Here is an 18455-nt window from a genome sequence, read left to right on the forward strand (position 1 = left end):
GAATTAAATTAAAATTTAATTCGTTGTCAAACCTCCAAGAACAAATTTGTCGAATCCAATCAACTCCAACGCATTATAAAACAGGATAGAAGAATCAAAATAACTTTGAAAATTCTGCCGATAAACTTGTTCAGTTATAATCGTTTCTGTTTCTTTAATGCGCATTCCGTTGATATAAGCACACAATTTGTAGCATACTTCTTTTTCGGCTGTTTGACTTCGACTAACAAAAATTTGAAAGTCTTTCAAAATTGAACCAGGAACTTCCCCGATTCTGAATTCTGGAATGTGCGTTCTTAACGTTTGCATAATACTAAAAATTTAAAGTTAATAAAACATTTGAATTCATTAAGGCATAGGTAAATTATACTTTGTAGTTAGTTAATTTTAAAAATTAACTGCTGATTATATTATATAGATAATCGATTTAAGTCAATATTATTTATAAAAAAACAATTAAGAAAGCCTATAATATTTAAGCATAACCTCATAAGGTCTATCATTCTGATTATGCAATAAAAAACCCCAGTTATTAATAACTGGGGTTCATTGGATGAAATCATCGATTATAAGGACGAATATCAAATTTTGCGTGCTTACTCAATTTACAAATTTGGGCAGCTTTAGTAAAAGCATATCCAGGCTTTTCAAATTGACCGGTAATTTCATTATAAGTCTCTTCGCTAATTGAGACTTGCGTTCCAGGAATTGGTAAACAATAATACTCAGCTAATAATCCATAACACTCACAATTAGTCTCAGGATCTCGATAGCCTAGTACTTTGATTTCGAGACCTGACAGACATGATCCTGCGACACATCCTAGGTCTTTTAACTTAAAATTTTTAAGTTCATTTTTCATGATAATAACATTTTTTAATTGCATAGTAACGCTATGTTCGTATCATTTCAAAACTAAAGAAATGACGATTTATATTATAACGATAACCTACAAAAGGTCAATACTAATCACTCACTTTAACGCATAGATTTTATATAGTAACTTTAAACACTATTTATTGTGATTATTTAAATACTCTTTATATGTAAAAGTATTTTCCCTAATTTTGCCTCTCAAAACATAAAGATTAAAATGTAAAAATCTTAAATATTATCGCGATTATGAATAGTAATTAAACCTTGTAATTTATGATGAAAAACACCTAGACATCTATGATAAAACTGATATTCTATGCTCCTTTTTAAATACAAACTATAAATAAAGAAAGTGGAAAGAAATGAATACAACTGAAAATAAGATAATATCATTTAGTATGAACCAATTGTTATTTAAACAATTAAGATTTGTGGGAACGATGCAGCAAATTTTTGGGGTTTTAGGAATCATTAGTGGCTCTTTAACTTGTTTAGGTATTATTACAGCAATAGTAGGTGTTCCGTTAATTATAGCTGGGGTCAAACTGTTTCAATCGGGAAAAGGATTTAATCAAACAGCGACTCTTGGACGAGAAGAAGATATTATTTATGCTATTCAAAATTTACATGGTTATTGGAAATTCAACCTTATTGTTTTTATCTGTTCTATTGTAATGATGGTTATTTACATTATATTTATCTTTTTATACATTTTTAGTGTAATGAATAATCAATATCATTAATAATGAGTTATCGTTCCTAAATTTAGGCTTTAAATATAAAAGATAACAATAAAAACCTCGTTAATTAATGAGGTTTTTATTTTTTGGGAAAAACAACTTTGGAATGAGTTTTATTCTATATCTTCGTTGTTGTCAGAAATTACATCGATAGGATCAGAAATGATTTGTTTATTCATTTCTTGTAGTGTTTTGGAACCATCAAGCGTTGAGTTTTTAATGTCAGTCACTATGCCCATTTCGTTAAAATAAATAGAATAAGTAATTTGGCTTATACCATTATGTTGTGGTTGTTGACGAAAAACATAATACCAAACGTTATCACCAAATACCGAGGTTAACATAGGTGAACCCATTATAAAAATAACCTGATCTTTTGTTTGACCAACTTTCAATAAATCAATTGCATCTTGTGTTACATAATTACCTTGATTGATATCAGGTCTATATACCCAACGGTCTACCACTGAACAACCAGTTAATAATATACTAGCCACAATTGCAAGCGAGGTAAATTTACGAAACTGCATTTAACTTAATCCATATTGAAATTATAATAAAGTGTATTATCGCTGATATTTGCACTAAGTGCTAGCCAAATTAATAAATTCTTTATGCATTTTATAAAAAAAGCGTTATTCTATTTTATTAATTAATATTTATTCTGTTGATCACAAACTTAATGGATCTCAAATACTGTTTATAAACGACAAACAAAAGGTAAAAAATGAAATTAGAAACCATAGATCAAAAAGCGAGTTATGCTATTGGATTACAAATTGGACAACAATTAAAGGAGTCAGGTTTGAATGGTCTAGATCTTGATGCATTAAAATTAGCTATGCAAGACGTTCTAGCAAATAATCAACCTGTTCTACCATTACAAGAACTGCATGATGCGCTTCGTCATATGCATGAAAAAGCCACTCAAGAGAAAGCAAAACAAGCTGAAAAAATTGCTCAAGCAGGTAAAGATTTTTTAGCAGAAAATATTAAAAAAGATGGGATTAAATCAACTGAATCCGGCTTGCAATATGAAGTCATTACCGAAGGTACAGGTTCCTTACCTAAATCAACAGACCGTGTTCAAGTTCATTATACGGGACAATTAATTGATGGTACGATTTTTGACAGTTCTGTACAACGTGGACAACCAGCTGAGTTTCCTGTTAATGGCGTTATTCAAGGTTGGGTTGAAGCTTTACAGCTAATGCCTGAAGGTTCAAAATGGAGATTGTATATTCCTCAAGAACTTGCTTATGGAGCGCAAGGTGCAGGAGGCTCAATTCCACCCTACAGTACATTAATTTTTGATGTCGAATTATTGAAAGTTTTATAAATCTAATGGACGCATTTAAGCGTCCTTTTTTTATAATCTAACTATAAGCTCTAAATAACCTGCCTATAACAATGATGTTTAAAAGTTAACGACAATTAAAATCGAAATCAGCACCGATAATACCATCCTTTCCGATGTACCAAGAACAACAGATAAAATTGTTCATTTAAAGAATTACGATACATCACTTATATTACAGCATTTTAATTTTGCACGGTGTATAAGTCTTTTGTTTTCCGATATAATATTCGATAATATTTTGAAAATAGGTAAGGAAAATTTTATGTCAACTAACCTCATCCGTATCGCTATTGCTGGCGCAGGTGGAAAAATGGGACGTCAATTAATTCAATCTGTTGCACAAATCGAAGGAGTAACTTTAGGTGCGGCATTTGAAAGACAAGGTTCTTCCCTCATTGGAAGCGATGCAGGTGAACTTGCTGGAATAGGCATTTGTGGTGTCACTATTACGGATAATTTAGAACTCGCCAAAGATCAATTTGATTTGTTAATTGATTTTACCCGACCTGAAGGTACGCTTGCCCATTTGAATTTTTGTGTTGAACATAAAAAAATGATGATTATAGGAACCACTGGTTTTGATTCTACAGGTAAGCAAGCCATAACGGATGCGGCAAAAAATATCGCTATTGTTTTTGCTGCCAATTTTAGTGTAGGTGTAAATTTGGTACTTAAATTACTTGAAAAAGCGGCAAAAATCATGGGAGATTATACAGATATTGAAATTATTGAGGCTCATCATCGTTATAAAGTCGATGCCCCATCGGGTACTGCACTTGCGATGGGTGAATCGATAGCTGAAGCTTTAAAATTCAATTTGAACGATCGTGCGATTTATTGTCGTGAAGGTCATACCGGTGAAAGACCAAAAGGAGCAATTGGTTTTTCAACTATCCGAGCGGGTGATATTGTTGGCGAACATACGGCAATTTTTGCCGATATTGGCGAACGTGTGGAAATTAGTCATAAGGCGTCTAGTCGGATGACATTTGCAAATGGCGCCGTCCGTGCTGCATTATGGCTTGCAAAACAGCCTGTCGGACTTTATGACATGCGAGACGTATTAAATTTGAATAATCTATAAATAATTGCAATGTCAGATGAATATTGGATGCAATATGCATTAACGCTTGCCAAACGTGCTGAATCCTTAGGTGAAATTCCGGTAGGAGCGGTAATTATCGATGAAAACAGTCAAGTCATTGGCGAAGGTTTTAACCAATCAATACTTACCCATAATCCAACTGCTCACGCTGAAATGCTTGCTATCGAGCAAGCGGGTAAGTGTATCAATAATTACCGTTTAATTAATACGACCCTTTTTGTCACACTTGAACCGTGTATGATGTGTGCTGGTGCCATTATACATAGTCGAATAAAACGAGTAGTATTTGGAGCAAGCGATTATAAAACAGGGGCTGCCGGCTCGTTTATTAATATTCTAGCTTATCAAGGCATTAATCACATTGCACAAGTGCAAGGTGGCGTATTAGCTGATGAGTGCAGCTTGCTACTCAGTCAATTTTTCAAAAAACGTCGCTTAGAAAAAAGAGCAGCCAAGATCGATGCTAACAAGATGATAGATAAGAACATACTATGAATAGTATAGGGTTATCAAATGTTATGCTAAGCAGATTAAAATAAGCTTTGTTATTCTTTTTATCTATGAAAATTGTTAGAATCTAATTTAAATTTTATTTTTTGAGTATTAGTAATGAAGAAACACACTTTAGAAATGATGATATCAACGGATGATATTCAAAAACGTATCAAAGAACTAGGGCAACAAATTAGTCAAGATTATAAACACAGCCAAAATGAACTTATTTTAGTCGGTCTGCTACGTGGTTCATTTATTTTTATGGCGGATTTAAGCCGTGCTATTACTGTCGGGCATGAAGTTGATTTTATGACCGCATCAAGTTATGGTAATGCCGTTGTCAGTAATCGAGATGTCAAAATATTGAAAGATTTGGATGAAGATATTCGTGATAAAGATGTGCTAATTGTTGAAGATATTATTGATACTGGTAATACGTTAAGTAAAGTCATGGCAATTTTAAAATTACGTCATCCTCGTAGTATCGAAATTTGTACGCTTTTAGATAAGCCATCACGTCGGGAAGTGGCTGTACCAGTAAAATACATTGGTTTTTCAATTCCTGATGAATTTGTCGTTGGTTATGGAATTGATTATGCTCAACATTATCGCCATTTACCTTATATCGGTCAGGTTACACTGCTAGAAGCCTAAATAAATGTTGGTCGAAAATTTAGTCATTAATAGAATAAATCTGTGATACGACTTAATTAAAAGCCCTTAGTATTAAACTGAACAAATGTTAATAAATCGTAGTTTGCATAATCATTTAAAGTTATAGTACTGCGTTATAGCGCAATCAATAACCTTTTTAAAATTTCTGAAACAAAAAAGGATCGATGTCTATCAATCGATCCTATATCAAAACAGCTAAGTATATTTTTTACATTTTAATAATGTTAACTTAAGGTATCTGCATAAATTAAGTAAATATACCATTAATTAGTCCCTACTTTGCTTCATTGATATTATACATTAATGAAATAGTAGAAATCTTAGTCCCACTTCAGAATAAACTAAATGCTTATAGTAATTTATAATATTTTATTTGCTTATAAAAGGTTTTTCCCAAAGATCAAGGGGTTACCTTTACAATCTTAAACTTAAAATGTTAAAACTCAATATTAATAAATTAGACATTGATCCTTACAAAAGATGATATCAAAACTGATTTAGTTAGCTTATCATAGACGATGAAATATTAAATATGTTAAATTTACGTTCATGATTAGCCCAGAAATTAACAATTGATCGTTTTTTAACTTAAACTTCTTCGAGGTCTTTGTGTCACAATTTTCCTATAGGTTTTGTTTACTTTTAATGTTTACAATCATTTCAACATCAAGCTATGCTGATATGAAGTTATCGATTAAAGGTTTATCGGGTGAACTTGCTGACAATGTCGATGCTCGTGTTTCATTAATCACTCCAGATAAAGTCGATAACACGCCTAATTTTAAACGGTATTTTGAAAGCGAGGTTAAAAAAGCGCTCCGAGCTTTGGGTTATTACGCTCCTGTGTTTCAATATAACACTCAAAATCCAAGAGTATTAGCGGTAACGATTTCAGCTGGTGAACCGATTAAAATTGAACAATTAAATGTGATTATTGAAGGTGAAGGCCAGCATGATAATGATTACCAACATTTACTCGAAAAAAACCTACCTAAAACGGGTGATATTTTAAATCATGGCATTTATGAGTCTTTCAAGAAAAGTTTGAAAAATCTCGCGTTAGAAAAAGGCTATTTTGATGCCAATATGACGCAACACCAATTAGCGGTGTCCATGGATCATCATCAAGCTTTTTGGAATATCGATTTTAATACCGGGCAGCGCTATAAATTCAGTCAAGTTAAATTTTCTAATACCAAAATTAGAGATGATTATCTTAAAAATATTATACCGTTTAAAGAAGGTGAACCTTATAGTGCCGAAAAACTTTCCATTCTTAATCGTCGATTAACTTCTACAAATTGGTTTAGTTCAATTGTTGTTGTTCCTGATTTTCCAAATGTTACAGCAGACAAATCACTACCAATCAATGTTGTCACCTCTCCCCGAAAAAAAAATAGCATGGATTTAGGGCTTGGATACTCAACCGACAATGGCGTATATGGCAAAATAACTTGGAATAAACCGTGGATTAACAGTCGTGGACAAAGTTTACAAAGTAATTTATCACTTTCTTCACCCGAACAATCCATTACAATGAGCTATAAGATCCCACTCAAAAAATCTCCCCTTGAACAATACTATACTATTCAAGGTGGCTATAAAAAAATCGACAATAACGATACTAAATCACGTTCCTATACCTTTGGTGTGGTTCGAAATTGGGACAATTTTGAAGGGTGGCAAAGCGCGCTAGGTTTAAATCTTTTACATGATGACTTTACGCAAGGTGACTCAAGTTTTAATACCCTTTTGTACTACCCTTCTATTAGTCTTTCACGAATTCGTAGCGATGGCAATCTTATGCCAATGTGGGGAGATTCACAACGCTATTCTGTTGAGGCAGCTACAAATTCTTTAGGATCCGATCTCAATCTTATTCGTTTTCAAACGCAACAAACTTGGATTCGATCCTTGTTTGATAGTCATCGATTTATTTTTCGGGGCAATTTCGGCATAATTCAGGCAAATAATTTTGATCGTGTTCCGCCTTCATTTCGATTCTTTGCAGGGGGTGACCGTAGTATACGAGGTTATAGTTACCAATCTATTTCGCCTAAAGATAAAAATGGTAAATTAAAAGGTGCGTCAAAGCTCATCACAGGTTCAGTTGAATACCAATTTAATTTAACAGGTGCTTGGTGGGGTGCTGTTTTTATTGATTCAGGTGAAGCAATTGATAAAGTCGATAAAACTAAATTTTATACAGGAAGTGGTATTGGTGTGCGTTGGGCTTCTCCGGTTGGACCAATAAAATTCGATTTAGCAACTCCGTTAACGCGAAGAGACTCTGGTTCAGTTCACCTATATATTGGTTTAGGATCCGAATTATAATATGGCTAAAAATCCCATTAGAGAAAAAAAATTAAAAAAAATTAAAAGAATACGAAAATGGAAAAAGCGTAGTATTGTAGTATTATCTATTTTCGTGTTTTTGGTCGTGTTTATTATCTTACTGCTTTATACCAGTTTAGGCGTTAAGTTGACCACTTATGTCTTAGGTAAAGCCCTACCCGAATTGAAAATTGAACAAGTGGAAGGGACATTAAGCGATTTACAGGTAAATGGTCTTTCATTGCAACTACCGGGTATTGATGTTCAGGTTGATAATGCATCGTTAAAATTATCTGGGTTATGTTTGCTTGAAACTAAAATCTGTATCGAACAGTTTGAATCAAAGGGTATTAAAGTAAAACTGAACACCGATCAGATTATTACCGACCCCAATAAGCCAATACCTGATAAACGGGTTGTTTTGAAAACCCCATTACCAATCGAACTGAAAACGGCACATGTATCAGATGTGAAAGTTGATATTGATGATATGCAATTTGGTCTGTCTGATTTTATGGGTAAGGCGACTTGGGTAAACGAAAAAATTTATGTATTTCCTGCTGAGGCTCAGGATTTAAGTGCTATTTTTGCTGATCACCCACAAGTAAAATCAACAACAGATTCAGTTCAGAATGATTTGCCTCTTAATGAAAAGATAAATCAATTATTCAATCAGCCGTTAATCGAATCATTACCCCAAGTTACTATTCCTCTCGATATCAATGTCGGACGCTTAACGGGTAACAATTGGCTTTTACATATTGGCGGAGAAGATTATCGATTTAACAATGTGACTATTCAAACTAATATCATCGATAATCATATTATCGTTCAACAGTTGAATACGGATGCGACAACTCCTTATGCTAATGGGCATGCTTTTGTTTCAGGAGATATTACATTAGGCAATGATTGGCCTGTTTTGGCATTTATTCAATTAAAAACAGCCAGTAATCAACTACATAGCCAATTTTCAGGTAAATTGTTAGGTGAATTGACGACTAATACGGTACTTGAAGGACTTAATTCAGCAAAAATTAATGCAAAAATCAATTTTATCGAAAAATATTTACCGGTGATGACCGACTTAAAGGGTAAACACATTCAATGGCCAATTGAAGGACAAGCGCAGTATCAAGTTAATAATTTTAATCTTTCAATAGGGGGTAACGTCCAACAGTATGACTTATCAGCTAAAGGTAAATTTAAAGGTGACGATCTGCCCGATACGTCGTTTGATGTTATAGGCCAGGGAACGAATCAATCAGCCATATTCGATCATGGAATAGTGAAACTACCACAAGGGGAAATCAATGTTTCAGGTAATTTCGACTGGCAAAAAGCCTTACACTGGGATGCAAAAGTTAAATTTACTGATGTTGATACCAGCAAAGATTTACCAAACTATCCTATACGATTAAATGGTCAACTTAAAACCAATGGTCAGTTAGAAGGTGATAAATGGCAATTGAATCTTTCCGAAATCCAATTAAAAGGTAATATTAATCACGCTGATTTTTCAACTAATGGCAGTATTCAAATTAATTCTCATCAATCAATCAGTGCGAATAATTTTGTTATGGATTGGGGCAAAAATCATATCAATATCAATGGCGCTTCAGATAAAGAAAATTTAAGTGCTAAGTTAGAGTTATCCTCTTTATCATTATTGGCTGATGACTTACAAGGTTCAATTGTCGGCACCTTGAAAATGAATGGCAGCTTTAATGAACCAAACGTGGATACCGATATCAATATTCACCAATTAAGTTTGATGAATATGTCAATATCATCAGCCCAACTTTCCGGAAAAGTAGAATATAAAAAACAAATTAGTGGACATTTAAAACTCATAGGACACGATATAGAACTTCCTAATCAAAGCATAAAAAATGCCAATATTGAGCTTAAAGGTAATGAAAGTCATCATGTTTTAGATATCAATCTTACAGGAACACCAGCCTCATTTACAACATCACTCAATGGAAAATTAGATCCTGATCGAACAAAATGGACGGGGGATTTATCCCACGCTGTGTTAAATTTAGGTGATAAAAATCATTGGCAATTGGTTAAAACATTACCTTTATCTTATGATGTTACTCATCAAGTTCCCACTATAGGCTCGCATTGTTGGTCAAACCAAGGGTCAAGTATTTGTTTAGATCAAGCACTATCTCCAACAGCTAACAGTAATACAAGTATCACGTTAAAAGATATTGAGCTGGCAAAACTCCCTATTCCAAACGACGGTGAAACAAAACTAGCTGGCTTGATTAATGGTAAAGCTTATATAAAATTCAATGCAAATAGTGAAATGCCGAATATCAAGGCCAATATCAAAGGGAATGAAGTTTATATTCAACAGATGATCACATCCCAATCATTATCTATTCCATTTGAAATATTTACTATTAATGCTGAATTTAATCAACAACAAGCAAAGTTTGATTGGTTATTTAGCTTAAAACAATTAGGTAAAATGAGCGGTGATTTAACTATTATCGATCCCACTCAACAAAAGAAATTAAATGGAAAATTAAACATTGATCATCTTGCCTTAGCGATAATTAATCCTTTATTAGATAAAGATGATTTTGCTAAAGGCTCGATAAATGGCAACGTTAATTTTTCCGGGTCGTTAATGGATCCTTATTTAACAGGTAATATTGATTTAAAACACAGTGAAATAAAATCCAGTCAATTACCAATTGATTTGAAATCAGCAAAGGTAGATCTTAATTTCAATGGTAAATCCTCCACCTTAAAAGGAGTTTTAACCACCAAGTCTGGTAATATTGATATTAACGGTCACGCCAATTGGGATACATTTGATAAATGGCAAGCGGATCTTTCTGTCACGGGTGCAGCAATGGAAGTTACCGTACCGCCAATGGTTGTGTTAAGTATTATCCCGAATATTAGAATTGATGCGACCCAAGATGAGATAATTCTTTCCGGAAAAGTCAGTATCCCTAAAGGTAAGATTACCGTCGAATCTTTACCGGCATCTAGTGTTGATGTATCGCCTGACGAAGTTATGTTAGATAAAAATTATCAAGTAATCGAAAAACAAAAACTTGGCATAAAAATCAGTAGCCATATTGAAATTGATATTGGTGAACATGTGACTGTCGATGCTTTTGGGTTAAACGCATCACTGAAAGGCAATCTCCTTGCGGCACAAACCAACAAAGGCTTAGATCTGCATGGGCAAGTTTTGATTCCAACAGGAAGATTTCACGCTTATGGTCAAGATTTAGTTATCCGTAAAGGTATTATCACTTTTTCGGGCCCTACTGACCAAGCTAAGTTAGATATTGAAGCTATTCGTAATCCAGACTCAATTGATAACAGTAGTATTACAGCGGGTATTCGTGTAACAGGATCTTCGGAAGAGCCCAAAATTGAAATATTTTCAGATCCTGCTATGTCCCAGCAAGAAGCATTATCTTATCTAATACGAGGTCAAGGACTTGAAAGCACCGACCAAAGCGATAATGATATGATGACCGCCCTACTCGTTGGTATCGGTACGGCAAAAACAGGTAAATATATTGGTGATATTGGTAATGTCTTTGGAATAAAAAATCTTTCTTTAGACACGCAAGGAGCCGGTAATAACTCTAAAGTAGTTGTTAGTGGGTATATTTTGCCTAACTTACAACTGAAATATGGAGTAGGTATTTTTGATTCACTGGCGACATTTACTTTACGATACCGATTGATGCCAAGACTCTATTTAGAAGCAACATCTGGACTTGCACAAACGTTAGATTTTATCTACCAATTTGAATTTTAATCACTTATTAGGATAATTGAGTTAGCCTTATCAATTATTTGGTTAAGGCTAGCTAATTTTTACTGCCGATTAACATTTCTCTTTTTAAGCCAAAACCTTTTTGTTTTATCACATTGAATCCAGCATTGATTAAGTTTCGCCGAACAAATCCAGCCGCACTAAAAGTTGCAAACGTTCCCTTTTGTGACGTATATTGAAAACAGCTTTTAAACAAGGATTCTGACCACATGTCAGGATTTTTAGCGGGTGAAAATCCATCAAAGAACCAAGCATCAATCAACCCATTTTGTTTAGCCAAAAATTCCGGAAAATATTGAATGTCATCATAAAGTACATCCAAACTGACCTTGTCTAAATGACAGGTGTTACCCGTTAGATAGGTATATAACTGCTTGGCTAATAGTTGAAGTTGGCATTCATCTTCTATGGCGGTTTGATGCATCATCATCATTTCTGTCACTGATAACGGATATTTTTCAATACTGATAAATTTAAGTTGCTGGAGTTGATGATTGGGATATTCTTTTTTAAAAGCTAAAAACGTTTGCCAGGCTATAAGAAAACTTAACCCCGAACCAAAACCCGTTTCACCAATAATAAAAGTATCTTTATCATGTTGGATAAAACGTTGGTGTAGATGATTGCCTTCAATAAAAACATATTTTGTTTCAGCAACTGCACCTTGTGTGTTGAAATAGATATCATCAAAATAGACAGAAACTGGGGCTTGATTTTCGTTCCAAATAATTGTTGATTTTTGCATGACGCCTCTTTACTCAGTTATCGTTGATCAAACTGTATATTGACACAGTTTATGTATATAATACGCTAAATCAATTTATGAGGTAAATTATGGTTTTTCTTTTCCGCTTAATTACAGTTGTGTTGATAGGTATTGTAGTTTGTGTACTGGGCGTTATATTTTGCCTATTCAATCCTCGGAATCCCAAAAACGTAGCCAGATTTGCACATTTATTTAGTTTTTTCTTTAAACCTATTTTGGGCGTTAAAGTTGATACTCGTCTCTATCCTGAGATTAGTAAAATAGGCAGTTGTGTTTATATCGCTAATCATCAAAACAACTTTGATATGGTTGTTGCCGCAGACGTTGTCCAACCGAAAACCGTGACTGTCGGAAAAAAAAGTTTAGCGTGGATTCCTTTTTTTGGGCAATTATACTATCTGACCGGTAATATTTTAATTGATCGTAATAATAAATCAAAAGCCCACGATACCATTGGACAAGTTGTTAAAGAAATTAAAACACGTGGCATATCGATTTGGATGTTTCCTGAAGGAACACGAAGTCGAGGACGTGGATTATTACCGTTTAAAACAGGCGCATTTAAAGCAGCAATTGCGGCAGGTGTTCCTATTGTGCCTATTTGCGTCTCTGATACCAATAACATTCAATTAAATCGTTTAAATAACGGTCATATGATTGTTGAAATGTTGGATCCTATTGACACCAAATCGTTACGTAAAGAAGACGCCAGAACATTAATGGAACAATGTTATCAACAAATGACTGAAAAATTAATTGAAATCAACAATGAAGTTAAGCAACTAAACAGTAAAAAATAATTAATGAATATGCAAGACCGTAATTTTGATGATATCAGTCATAAGTTTGCACAAAATATTTATGGCACAAGTAAAGGAAAAATTCGTGAAGCCATTGTCTGGCAAGAATTAGAAAATATATTAGCCACATTTCCAACAACCAAACCGTTGAAAATTCTTGATGCAGGTGGTGGACAAGGACAAATGGCTTGTCGATTGGCAAAATTAGGACATCATGTCACATTATGTGATATTTCTATGCAAATGCTAGAACTGGCACAAAAAAATGCCCAAGCAGAAAAGTTAAATATTAATTGTCATTGTTGTGCTATTCAAGATATTGATCATATCATTAATGAACAATATGATATGGTGATTTGTCATGCAGTATTAGAGTGGGTTGCCGATCCGATCAGTGTTCTTGAATCATTAAAAAAACACCTCAAACCCGAAGGTTATTTATCCTTGATGTTCTATAATTATCATGCACTTCTTTTTAAAACGGTGACACTTGGTAATTTTGGTTATACTCAATCTGGGCTTGCAAAACGTAAGAAAAAAACATTATCACCCGATTTTCCTCGAATACCAGATGATGTCTATCAATGGTTAGCCACGCTTGATTTTCATATTATAAAAAAAACGGGAATTCGTCTATTTCATGATTATATGAATAATAAAGAAAAAATAAATAGTCAGTTTGATCAGTTATTGGCACTTGAAAAGCAGTATTGCCAAGCGGAACCGTATCTTAGTCTTGCTCGATACATTTTAGTTACCGCAAAAAATGGCTAACAATTTTCATCATACTGATACTAAGCTTGAAATAGTTAAACTTCACTCGAAAATATTGGCTTAACTCGGTATGATAAACAGCGTAATTTAATTAATTAAGGAAAATAATGATAATCATCATATCTGATGGTATTGTTTCTATCGGAAGTAATATTGTTAATAGTCTGAATAATCAAAAAATTAAAGATGTTTTAGACGTTGATAATTTAACTGATGAGACAAAATTTGCCAATTTACTTGATTTAAATATGGCTGATTTTATTGATAAAGATGACTTTACTACGGCTATCGTTGCCGATCAGCAGTTAGACATTAAAGCAATATTTCATCACAATGTTTGTTCATCAACGATTATAAAAGGACATTAAATGAGAACACTAATTATTGGTCCTTCATGGGTTGGCGATATGATGATGTCGCAAAGTTTATATCGAACGTTAAAACAACTTCATCCTAATATTGAAATTGATGTTATGGCACCAGCATGGTGCCAAGCACTATTGAATAAAATGCCAGAAGTGAATCGAGCTATTGAGATGCCAATTGGTCATGGTAAATTCGGTTTAACCCAACGCTATCGACTCGGCAAATCACTCCGTCATCATCATTACGACCAAGCGATAATTTTACCTAATTCGTTTAAATCAGCTTTAATCCCTTTTTTTGCTAGGATTCATCAGCGAACAGGTTGGAAAGGTGAAATGCGTTATGGACTGATTAACGATCTTCGTAAACTTAATAAACAAGCCTTTCCATTAATGGTTCAACGTTATGTTGCCCTTGCCTACCCTAAGGATCAGATCCACACAGCAGAGCAAATACCACAACCCATACTTTGGCCTAAACTTGAAGTTTGTCAAACAGACATCAATGACACGCTTAACACGTTTAAGATCAATGATAATTTGCCGTTAATTGGTTTTTGTCCTGGTGCTGAATTTGGTCCAGCAAAACGTTGGCCGGATTATCATTATGCCGCTCTTGGTGATATGCTTGTAAAGCAACATGCCAAAATTGTTATTTTTGGTTCTGATAATGATCGACAAGTTGGCAAAAAAATTATTGAACAAATGACACAAGGCGATCAGTGTATTAATCTTGCCGGTAAAACAAAATTGGATCAAGCGGTTAATTTAATTGCGGCTTGTAAAGCAATTGTGACTAATGATTCAGGATTGATGCATGTCGCCGCAGCTTTGGATCGCCCTTTGGTTGCGCTTTATGGCCCAAGTAGTCCAGACTTTACCCCACCCCTTTCTGATAAAGCTGAAGTTATTCGCTTAATAACAGGGTATCATAAAGTCCGTAAAGGCGATGCAGAACAAGGCTATCATCAAAGTTTGATTGATATAAAACCTGAAACTGTGTTTGAAACTTTAATGAAGCTTATTGCTCGTTGTGAAAAGAGTCATTAATTATGCGTGTACTTATTGTTAAAACATCTTCAATGGGTGATGTACTTCATACTTTACCCGCGTTAACTGATGCTGCCCGTCATTTACCTAATATGACTTTTGATTGGGTGGTTGAAGAAAATTTTGCGCAAATACCAACATGGCATTTTGCGGTAGATAAAGTGATCCCTGTGGCCATTCGGCGCTGGCGTAAAAACTGGTTCGGTAAATCTATTCGTCAAGAGCGTCACCAATTTATTCAATCACTACTTGAACGGGAATATGACTGTATTATTGATGCGCAAGGATTAATAAAAAGTGCTTTTTTTATCACACGTAAAGCAAGAGGCATTAAGCACGGTTTAGATCGTCATAGCATAAGAGAACCGATTGCCAGTTGGTTTTATGATGTTAAACATTCTGTTCCAAAATCAATGCATGCCATTGAACGAGTACGACAACTCTTTGCAAAAAGTCTTGGGTACGACCTATCTGGTGACATGGGTGACTATGCAATTGCAAGTCATTTTTTATCAGAATTACCGTCTGACCATGGACAATATTTGATATTTTTACATGCCACTACCAGATATGAAAAACATTGGACAGAAGACGCTTGGCGTCAATTAATACAATTGATAGCGCCAACCGGTTTAAAAATTAAATTACCTTGGGGAACGGCGAATGAAATGCAAAGCGCTCAACGCTTAGCACAAGGATTTAATCATGTCGAAGTGCTACCAAAATTGTCTCTTTCTCAAGTGGCGACTGAACTTGCTGGGGCTAAAGCTGTGGTTTCAGTCGATACAGGATTAAGTCATTTAACTGCGGCACTCGATCGCCCAAACATAACTTTATTTGGTCAAACCGATCCGAAATTAATAGGCGGTTATGGTAAAAATCAATTTAGTCTTGTCTCTCCAGATCAAAAAATGCAAACTATCTCAGCAACGAAGGTATATGAGCAATTAGCCCGTTTTTTGTAAAACAGGATAGAATTGAAATAACGTTATTGAAAAAGATTAAAGGAATCGAACTAATGAATAAATATTGTGAGCTCATTCGGGAAAAATATGCTCAAATCGGCAGTAATGAATTAGGCTATGTTGAAGATGCTTTAGGAGCCGTTATGTTGGTTTTAAATGAAGTTGCAGCTGATAAACAAGTACCTGCTGAACTTAGAGAGAAAGCTGCTTATGCAGCAGCTAACTTATTAATGAGTGACTATGACATTAAATAGCTGTTGGTAAATTGATAATAAAACGTGTCGATTTATCATCTGATTCTACATAAATTGATCCCTTATGGGTTTCAATAATGGATTTAACAATGGCTAGCCCAATACCTGCGCCGGAACTGTCATTACGATGACGTGATTCATCGACACGATAGAATCGGTCAAAAAGATGTGGTAAATGTTTTTTATCAATTTTTTTGCCCGGATTAGAGATAATAATCTTAACCCGTTTTTCACTCATTTGACTTAACGTGATAGTTATGACCTCGTTATTCGGTGTATAACGAATCGCATTAGACAAAATATTACCAATTGCACGCCCTAACATCATTTTATCACCTTGTATGTGAGAACAGTGACCGTCGAGTTGGAAAGTAATATTTTTTTCATCGGTGAGAGGCTCAAAATAATCACACATCATCATAACCATGTTAGTAAGATCAATGTCAATCAAATTAGGCACAAGCTGGCGATTGTCTGCCTGCGCCAAAAATAACATATCAGAAATCATTTGTGACATTTTTTCATATTCTTCTAAATTAGAATATAAAATTTCACGGTACTCATTTGTCGTACGAGCGTTATTGAGTACAATTTGCGTTTGCGTGGTAAGATTAGTAATCGGTGTACGCATTTCATGTGCAATATCGGCAGTAAAATTATGCTGACGAGTAAAAACATCTTCCATACGATTAAGCATGTTATTAAATGCTCTGACCAAGCTTACATATTTAACCGGTACTGACGAGGTTGGAATACGATAATTTAAATTATTTAAACTAATTCTTTCAATCTTCTTGATTAAGCGATTGATTGGTTTTTGAGTATAGTAAATACTGATGAATGAACCGATTAATGCTAACACACAAGAAATAATAATTAGCAGACCTAATCCGTTTCTTAATCGATTAATAAATTCAAGTTGCACATCACGACGAACGGCAACAATCGTAGTGAATCGTTTACCGTCTTCCCCTATCACCCTTGATGCCGCAATTCGATAAGATGATTTATCTATCGTCTCAATAGAAGTACTGTCATTTTCAATAATCCGTTCTAACTCTTGTGATTTTAGTGCTATCGCTAAGTTGGGGCCTCGAGTGCGATAGACTATTTTGCCCATATCATCAATGATATAAACAAATAAGTGATGATGCCCGGTGAGAATTAGCAATAAATTTTGGATAAATTCATCACGATTATCATTCGGAGAATAATAAGTTAGTTCTCTTTCTATAGAGGTAATAACCGAATTTAATTCGGTCACATTTTGTCTGATTGAAAATTTTTCAAAAGACCGCTCGATCAAATAACTGAAACAATAAAGTAGTCCACATGTTATCAGACAAACAATAATGGGTAACCGAACGGAAATTAATTTACTCTGTTTCATCTAATACATCTATTTTATAACCCATTCCACGCACAGTATGAATAAGTTTAGGTTCGAATCCTGCATCTATTTTGTTACGTAACCGTCTTATGGCTACATCAATCACATTAGTATCGCTATCAAAATTCATATCCCAAACTTGTGAAGCAATTAACGATCGCGGTAACACTTCACCCGGATAACGTAAGAAGTATTCAAGTAATAAAAACTCTTTATTGGTGAGATCGATACGTTTATCTGAACGCGTCACTGTTCGCTTTGGCAAATCCATGACTAAATCAGCAATACTTAATTGATAATTGTTTACTTGCGGCACATTTCGTCTTAATAACGATTTAACTCTCGCTAATAATTCAGCGAATGAAAAAGGCTTCACTAAATAATCGTCGGCACCTAAATTTAATCCTTTAACTTTATCTTCAACACTTCCCATTGCTGTCAGCAATATAATTTGGGTGTCTTTACCCGCTTCACGCAATGACTGAACAATTTTCCAACCAACAATATCCGGTAACATTACATCCAGGATAATTAAATCATAATCTTCTGTCATTGCCCGATGATAGCCATCTAAACCATTTTTGGTTAGGTCAACAATAAAGCCTGATTCAATTAATCCTTGACGAAGGTATTCACCTGTTTTCTGTTCATCTTCAACAACTAACAATTTCATTTTAAATATTTCC

19 protein-coding genes are annotated in these 18455 nt (G+C 34.3%); 13 read left to right on the top strand and 6 right to left on the bottom strand.

Going from position 1 to position 18455, the window contains the following annotated elements; all coding sequences use genetic code 11:
- Positions 1-15 precede the first annotated feature (15 nt).
- Both J3U35_RS03585 and J3U35_RS03590 read right to left on the bottom strand, forming a co-directional pair.
- Entirely contained in the window at positions 16-309 is a 294-nt protein-coding gene (locus tag J3U35_RS03585; protein WP_267359631.1) for a hypothetical protein, read from the bottom strand.
- 250 nt (positions 310-559) lie between these two features.
- Positions 560-862 carry a hypothetical protein gene (locus tag J3U35_RS03590; RefSeq protein ID WP_267359633.1) on the bottom strand — a complete coding sequence of 101 codons (303 nt, stop codon included), beginning with the start codon at positions 860-862 and terminating at the stop codon, positions 560-562.
- Positions 863-1238: 376 nt separating this feature from the next.
- Between J3U35_RS03590 and J3U35_RS03595 the strand changes: the two genes are divergently transcribed.
- Positions 1239-1619 (top strand): DUF5362 family protein, encoded by a 381-nt coding sequence (locus tag J3U35_RS03595; RefSeq protein ID WP_267359634.1) that lies wholly within the window; start codon positions 1239-1241, stop codon positions 1617-1619.
- 110 nt (positions 1620-1729) lie between these two features.
- Here the strand turns inward: J3U35_RS03595 and bamE are convergent, their stop codons facing one another.
- Entirely contained in the window at positions 1730-2146 is a 417-nt protein-coding gene (bamE, locus tag J3U35_RS03600) for an outer membrane protein assembly factor BamE (RefSeq protein WP_065559463.1), read from the bottom strand.
- 197 nt (positions 2147-2343) lie between these two features.
- On the opposite strand from bamE, the gene J3U35_RS03605 reads away from it, so the two are divergent.
- From J3U35_RS03605 to J3U35_RS03630, 6 genes are all read left to right on the top strand, one after another.
- Positions 2344-2955, top strand: coding sequence for an FKBP-type peptidyl-prolyl cis-trans isomerase (locus J3U35_RS03605; protein ID WP_267350713.1), 612 nt, complete (start codon positions 2344-2346; stop codon positions 2953-2955).
- A 283-nt stretch (positions 2956-3238) separates the two neighbouring features.
- Positions 3239-4060 (top strand): 4-hydroxy-tetrahydrodipicolinate reductase, encoded by an 822-nt coding sequence (gene dapB / locus J3U35_RS03610; RefSeq protein ID WP_267350711.1) that lies wholly within the window; start codon positions 3239-3241, stop codon positions 4058-4060.
- Between the two features lie 9 nt (positions 4061-4069).
- Positions 4070-4576 (top strand): tRNA adenosine(34) deaminase TadA, encoded by a 507-nt coding sequence (gene tadA / locus J3U35_RS03615; RefSeq protein WP_267359635.1) that lies wholly within the window; start codon positions 4070-4072, stop codon positions 4574-4576.
- Positions 4577-4690: 114 nt separating this feature from the next.
- A complete protein-coding gene (gene hpt / locus J3U35_RS03620) occupies positions 4691-5230 on the top strand; it encodes a hypoxanthine phosphoribosyltransferase (protein WP_267350709.1) in 540 nt (179 codons plus the stop codon).
- 702 nt (positions 5231-5932) lie between these two features.
- The gene (locus tag J3U35_RS03625) at positions 5933-7585 is read left to right on the top strand and encodes an autotransporter assembly complex family protein (RefSeq protein WP_324123829.1); all 1653 of its coding nucleotides are present in this window, start codon (positions 5933-5935) and stop codon (positions 7583-7585) included.
- Position 7586: 1 nt separating this feature from the next.
- Positions 7587-11387, top strand: coding sequence for a translocation/assembly module TamB domain-containing protein (locus tag J3U35_RS03630; RefSeq protein ID WP_267359639.1), 3801 nt, complete (start codon positions 7587-7589; stop codon positions 11385-11387).
- A 52-nt stretch (positions 11388-11439) separates the two neighbouring features.
- Here J3U35_RS03630 and mnmD read toward each other — a convergent pair whose 3' ends face one another.
- Positions 11440-12150 (bottom strand): tRNA (5-methylaminomethyl-2-thiouridine)(34)-methyltransferase MnmD, encoded by a 711-nt coding sequence (mnmD, locus tag J3U35_RS03635; protein ID WP_267359641.1) that lies wholly within the window; start codon positions 12148-12150, stop codon positions 11440-11442.
- 89 nt (positions 12151-12239) lie between these two features.
- On the opposite strand from mnmD, the gene J3U35_RS03640 reads away from it, so the two are divergent.
- The 6 genes from J3U35_RS03640 to J3U35_RS03665 all read left to right on the top strand — a co-directional run bounded on the left by J3U35_RS03640 (position 12240) and on the right by J3U35_RS03665 (position 16379).
- Positions 12240-12971: a 1-acylglycerol-3-phosphate O-acyltransferase gene (locus tag J3U35_RS03640; RefSeq protein WP_267359643.1), complete on the top strand. Its 732-nt coding sequence runs from the start codon at positions 12240-12242 to the stop codon at positions 12969-12971.
- Between the two features lie 9 nt (positions 12972-12980).
- A complete protein-coding gene (locus tag J3U35_RS03645; RefSeq protein WP_416380674.1) occupies positions 12981-13745 on the top strand; it encodes a methyltransferase domain-containing protein in 765 nt (254 codons plus the stop codon).
- Between the two features lie 107 nt (positions 13746-13852).
- Complete coding sequence (locus tag J3U35_RS03650; RefSeq protein WP_267359647.1) at positions 13853-14113, top strand: hypothetical protein; 261 nt, start codon at positions 13853-13855, stop codon at positions 14111-14113.
- Positions 14114-15160: an ADP-heptose--LPS heptosyltransferase RfaF gene (gene rfaF, locus J3U35_RS03655; protein WP_267359649.1), complete on the top strand. Its 1047-nt coding sequence runs from the start codon at positions 14114-14116 to the stop codon at positions 15158-15160.
- A 2-nt stretch (positions 15161-15162) separates the two neighbouring features.
- The gene (gene rfaC, locus J3U35_RS03660; RefSeq protein WP_267350697.1) at positions 15163-16125 is read left to right on the top strand and encodes a lipopolysaccharide heptosyltransferase RfaC; all 963 of its coding nucleotides are present in this window, start codon (positions 15163-15165) and stop codon (positions 16123-16125) included.
- A gap of 53 nt (positions 16126-16178) precedes the next feature.
- Positions 16179-16379 (top strand): YaeP family protein, encoded by a 201-nt coding sequence (locus tag J3U35_RS03665; protein ID WP_267350696.1) that lies wholly within the window; start codon positions 16179-16181, stop codon positions 16377-16379.
- Here J3U35_RS03665 and J3U35_RS03670 read toward each other — a convergent pair.
- Together J3U35_RS03670 and J3U35_RS03675 are read right to left on the bottom strand one after the other, a co-directional pair.
- The gene (locus J3U35_RS03670; protein WP_267359651.1) at positions 16372-17769 is read right to left on the bottom strand and encodes a heavy metal sensor histidine kinase; all 1398 of its coding nucleotides are present in this window, start codon (positions 17767-17769) and stop codon (positions 16372-16374) included. The two genes, J3U35_RS03665 and J3U35_RS03670, sit on opposite strands and share 8 nt — an antisense overlap.
- A complete protein-coding gene (locus J3U35_RS03675) occupies positions 17756-18442 on the bottom strand; it encodes a heavy metal response regulator transcription factor (protein WP_065559449.1) in 687 nt (228 codons plus the stop codon). The genes J3U35_RS03670 and J3U35_RS03675 overlap by 14 nt, the downstream gene beginning before the upstream one ends.
- Positions 18443-18455 lie beyond the last annotated feature (13 nt).

Source organism: Gilliamella sp. B2717, assembly GCF_026536675.1.
GTDB classification, from domain to species: domain Bacteria; phylum Pseudomonadota; class Gammaproteobacteria; order Enterobacterales; family Orbaceae; genus Gilliamella; species Gilliamella apicola_I.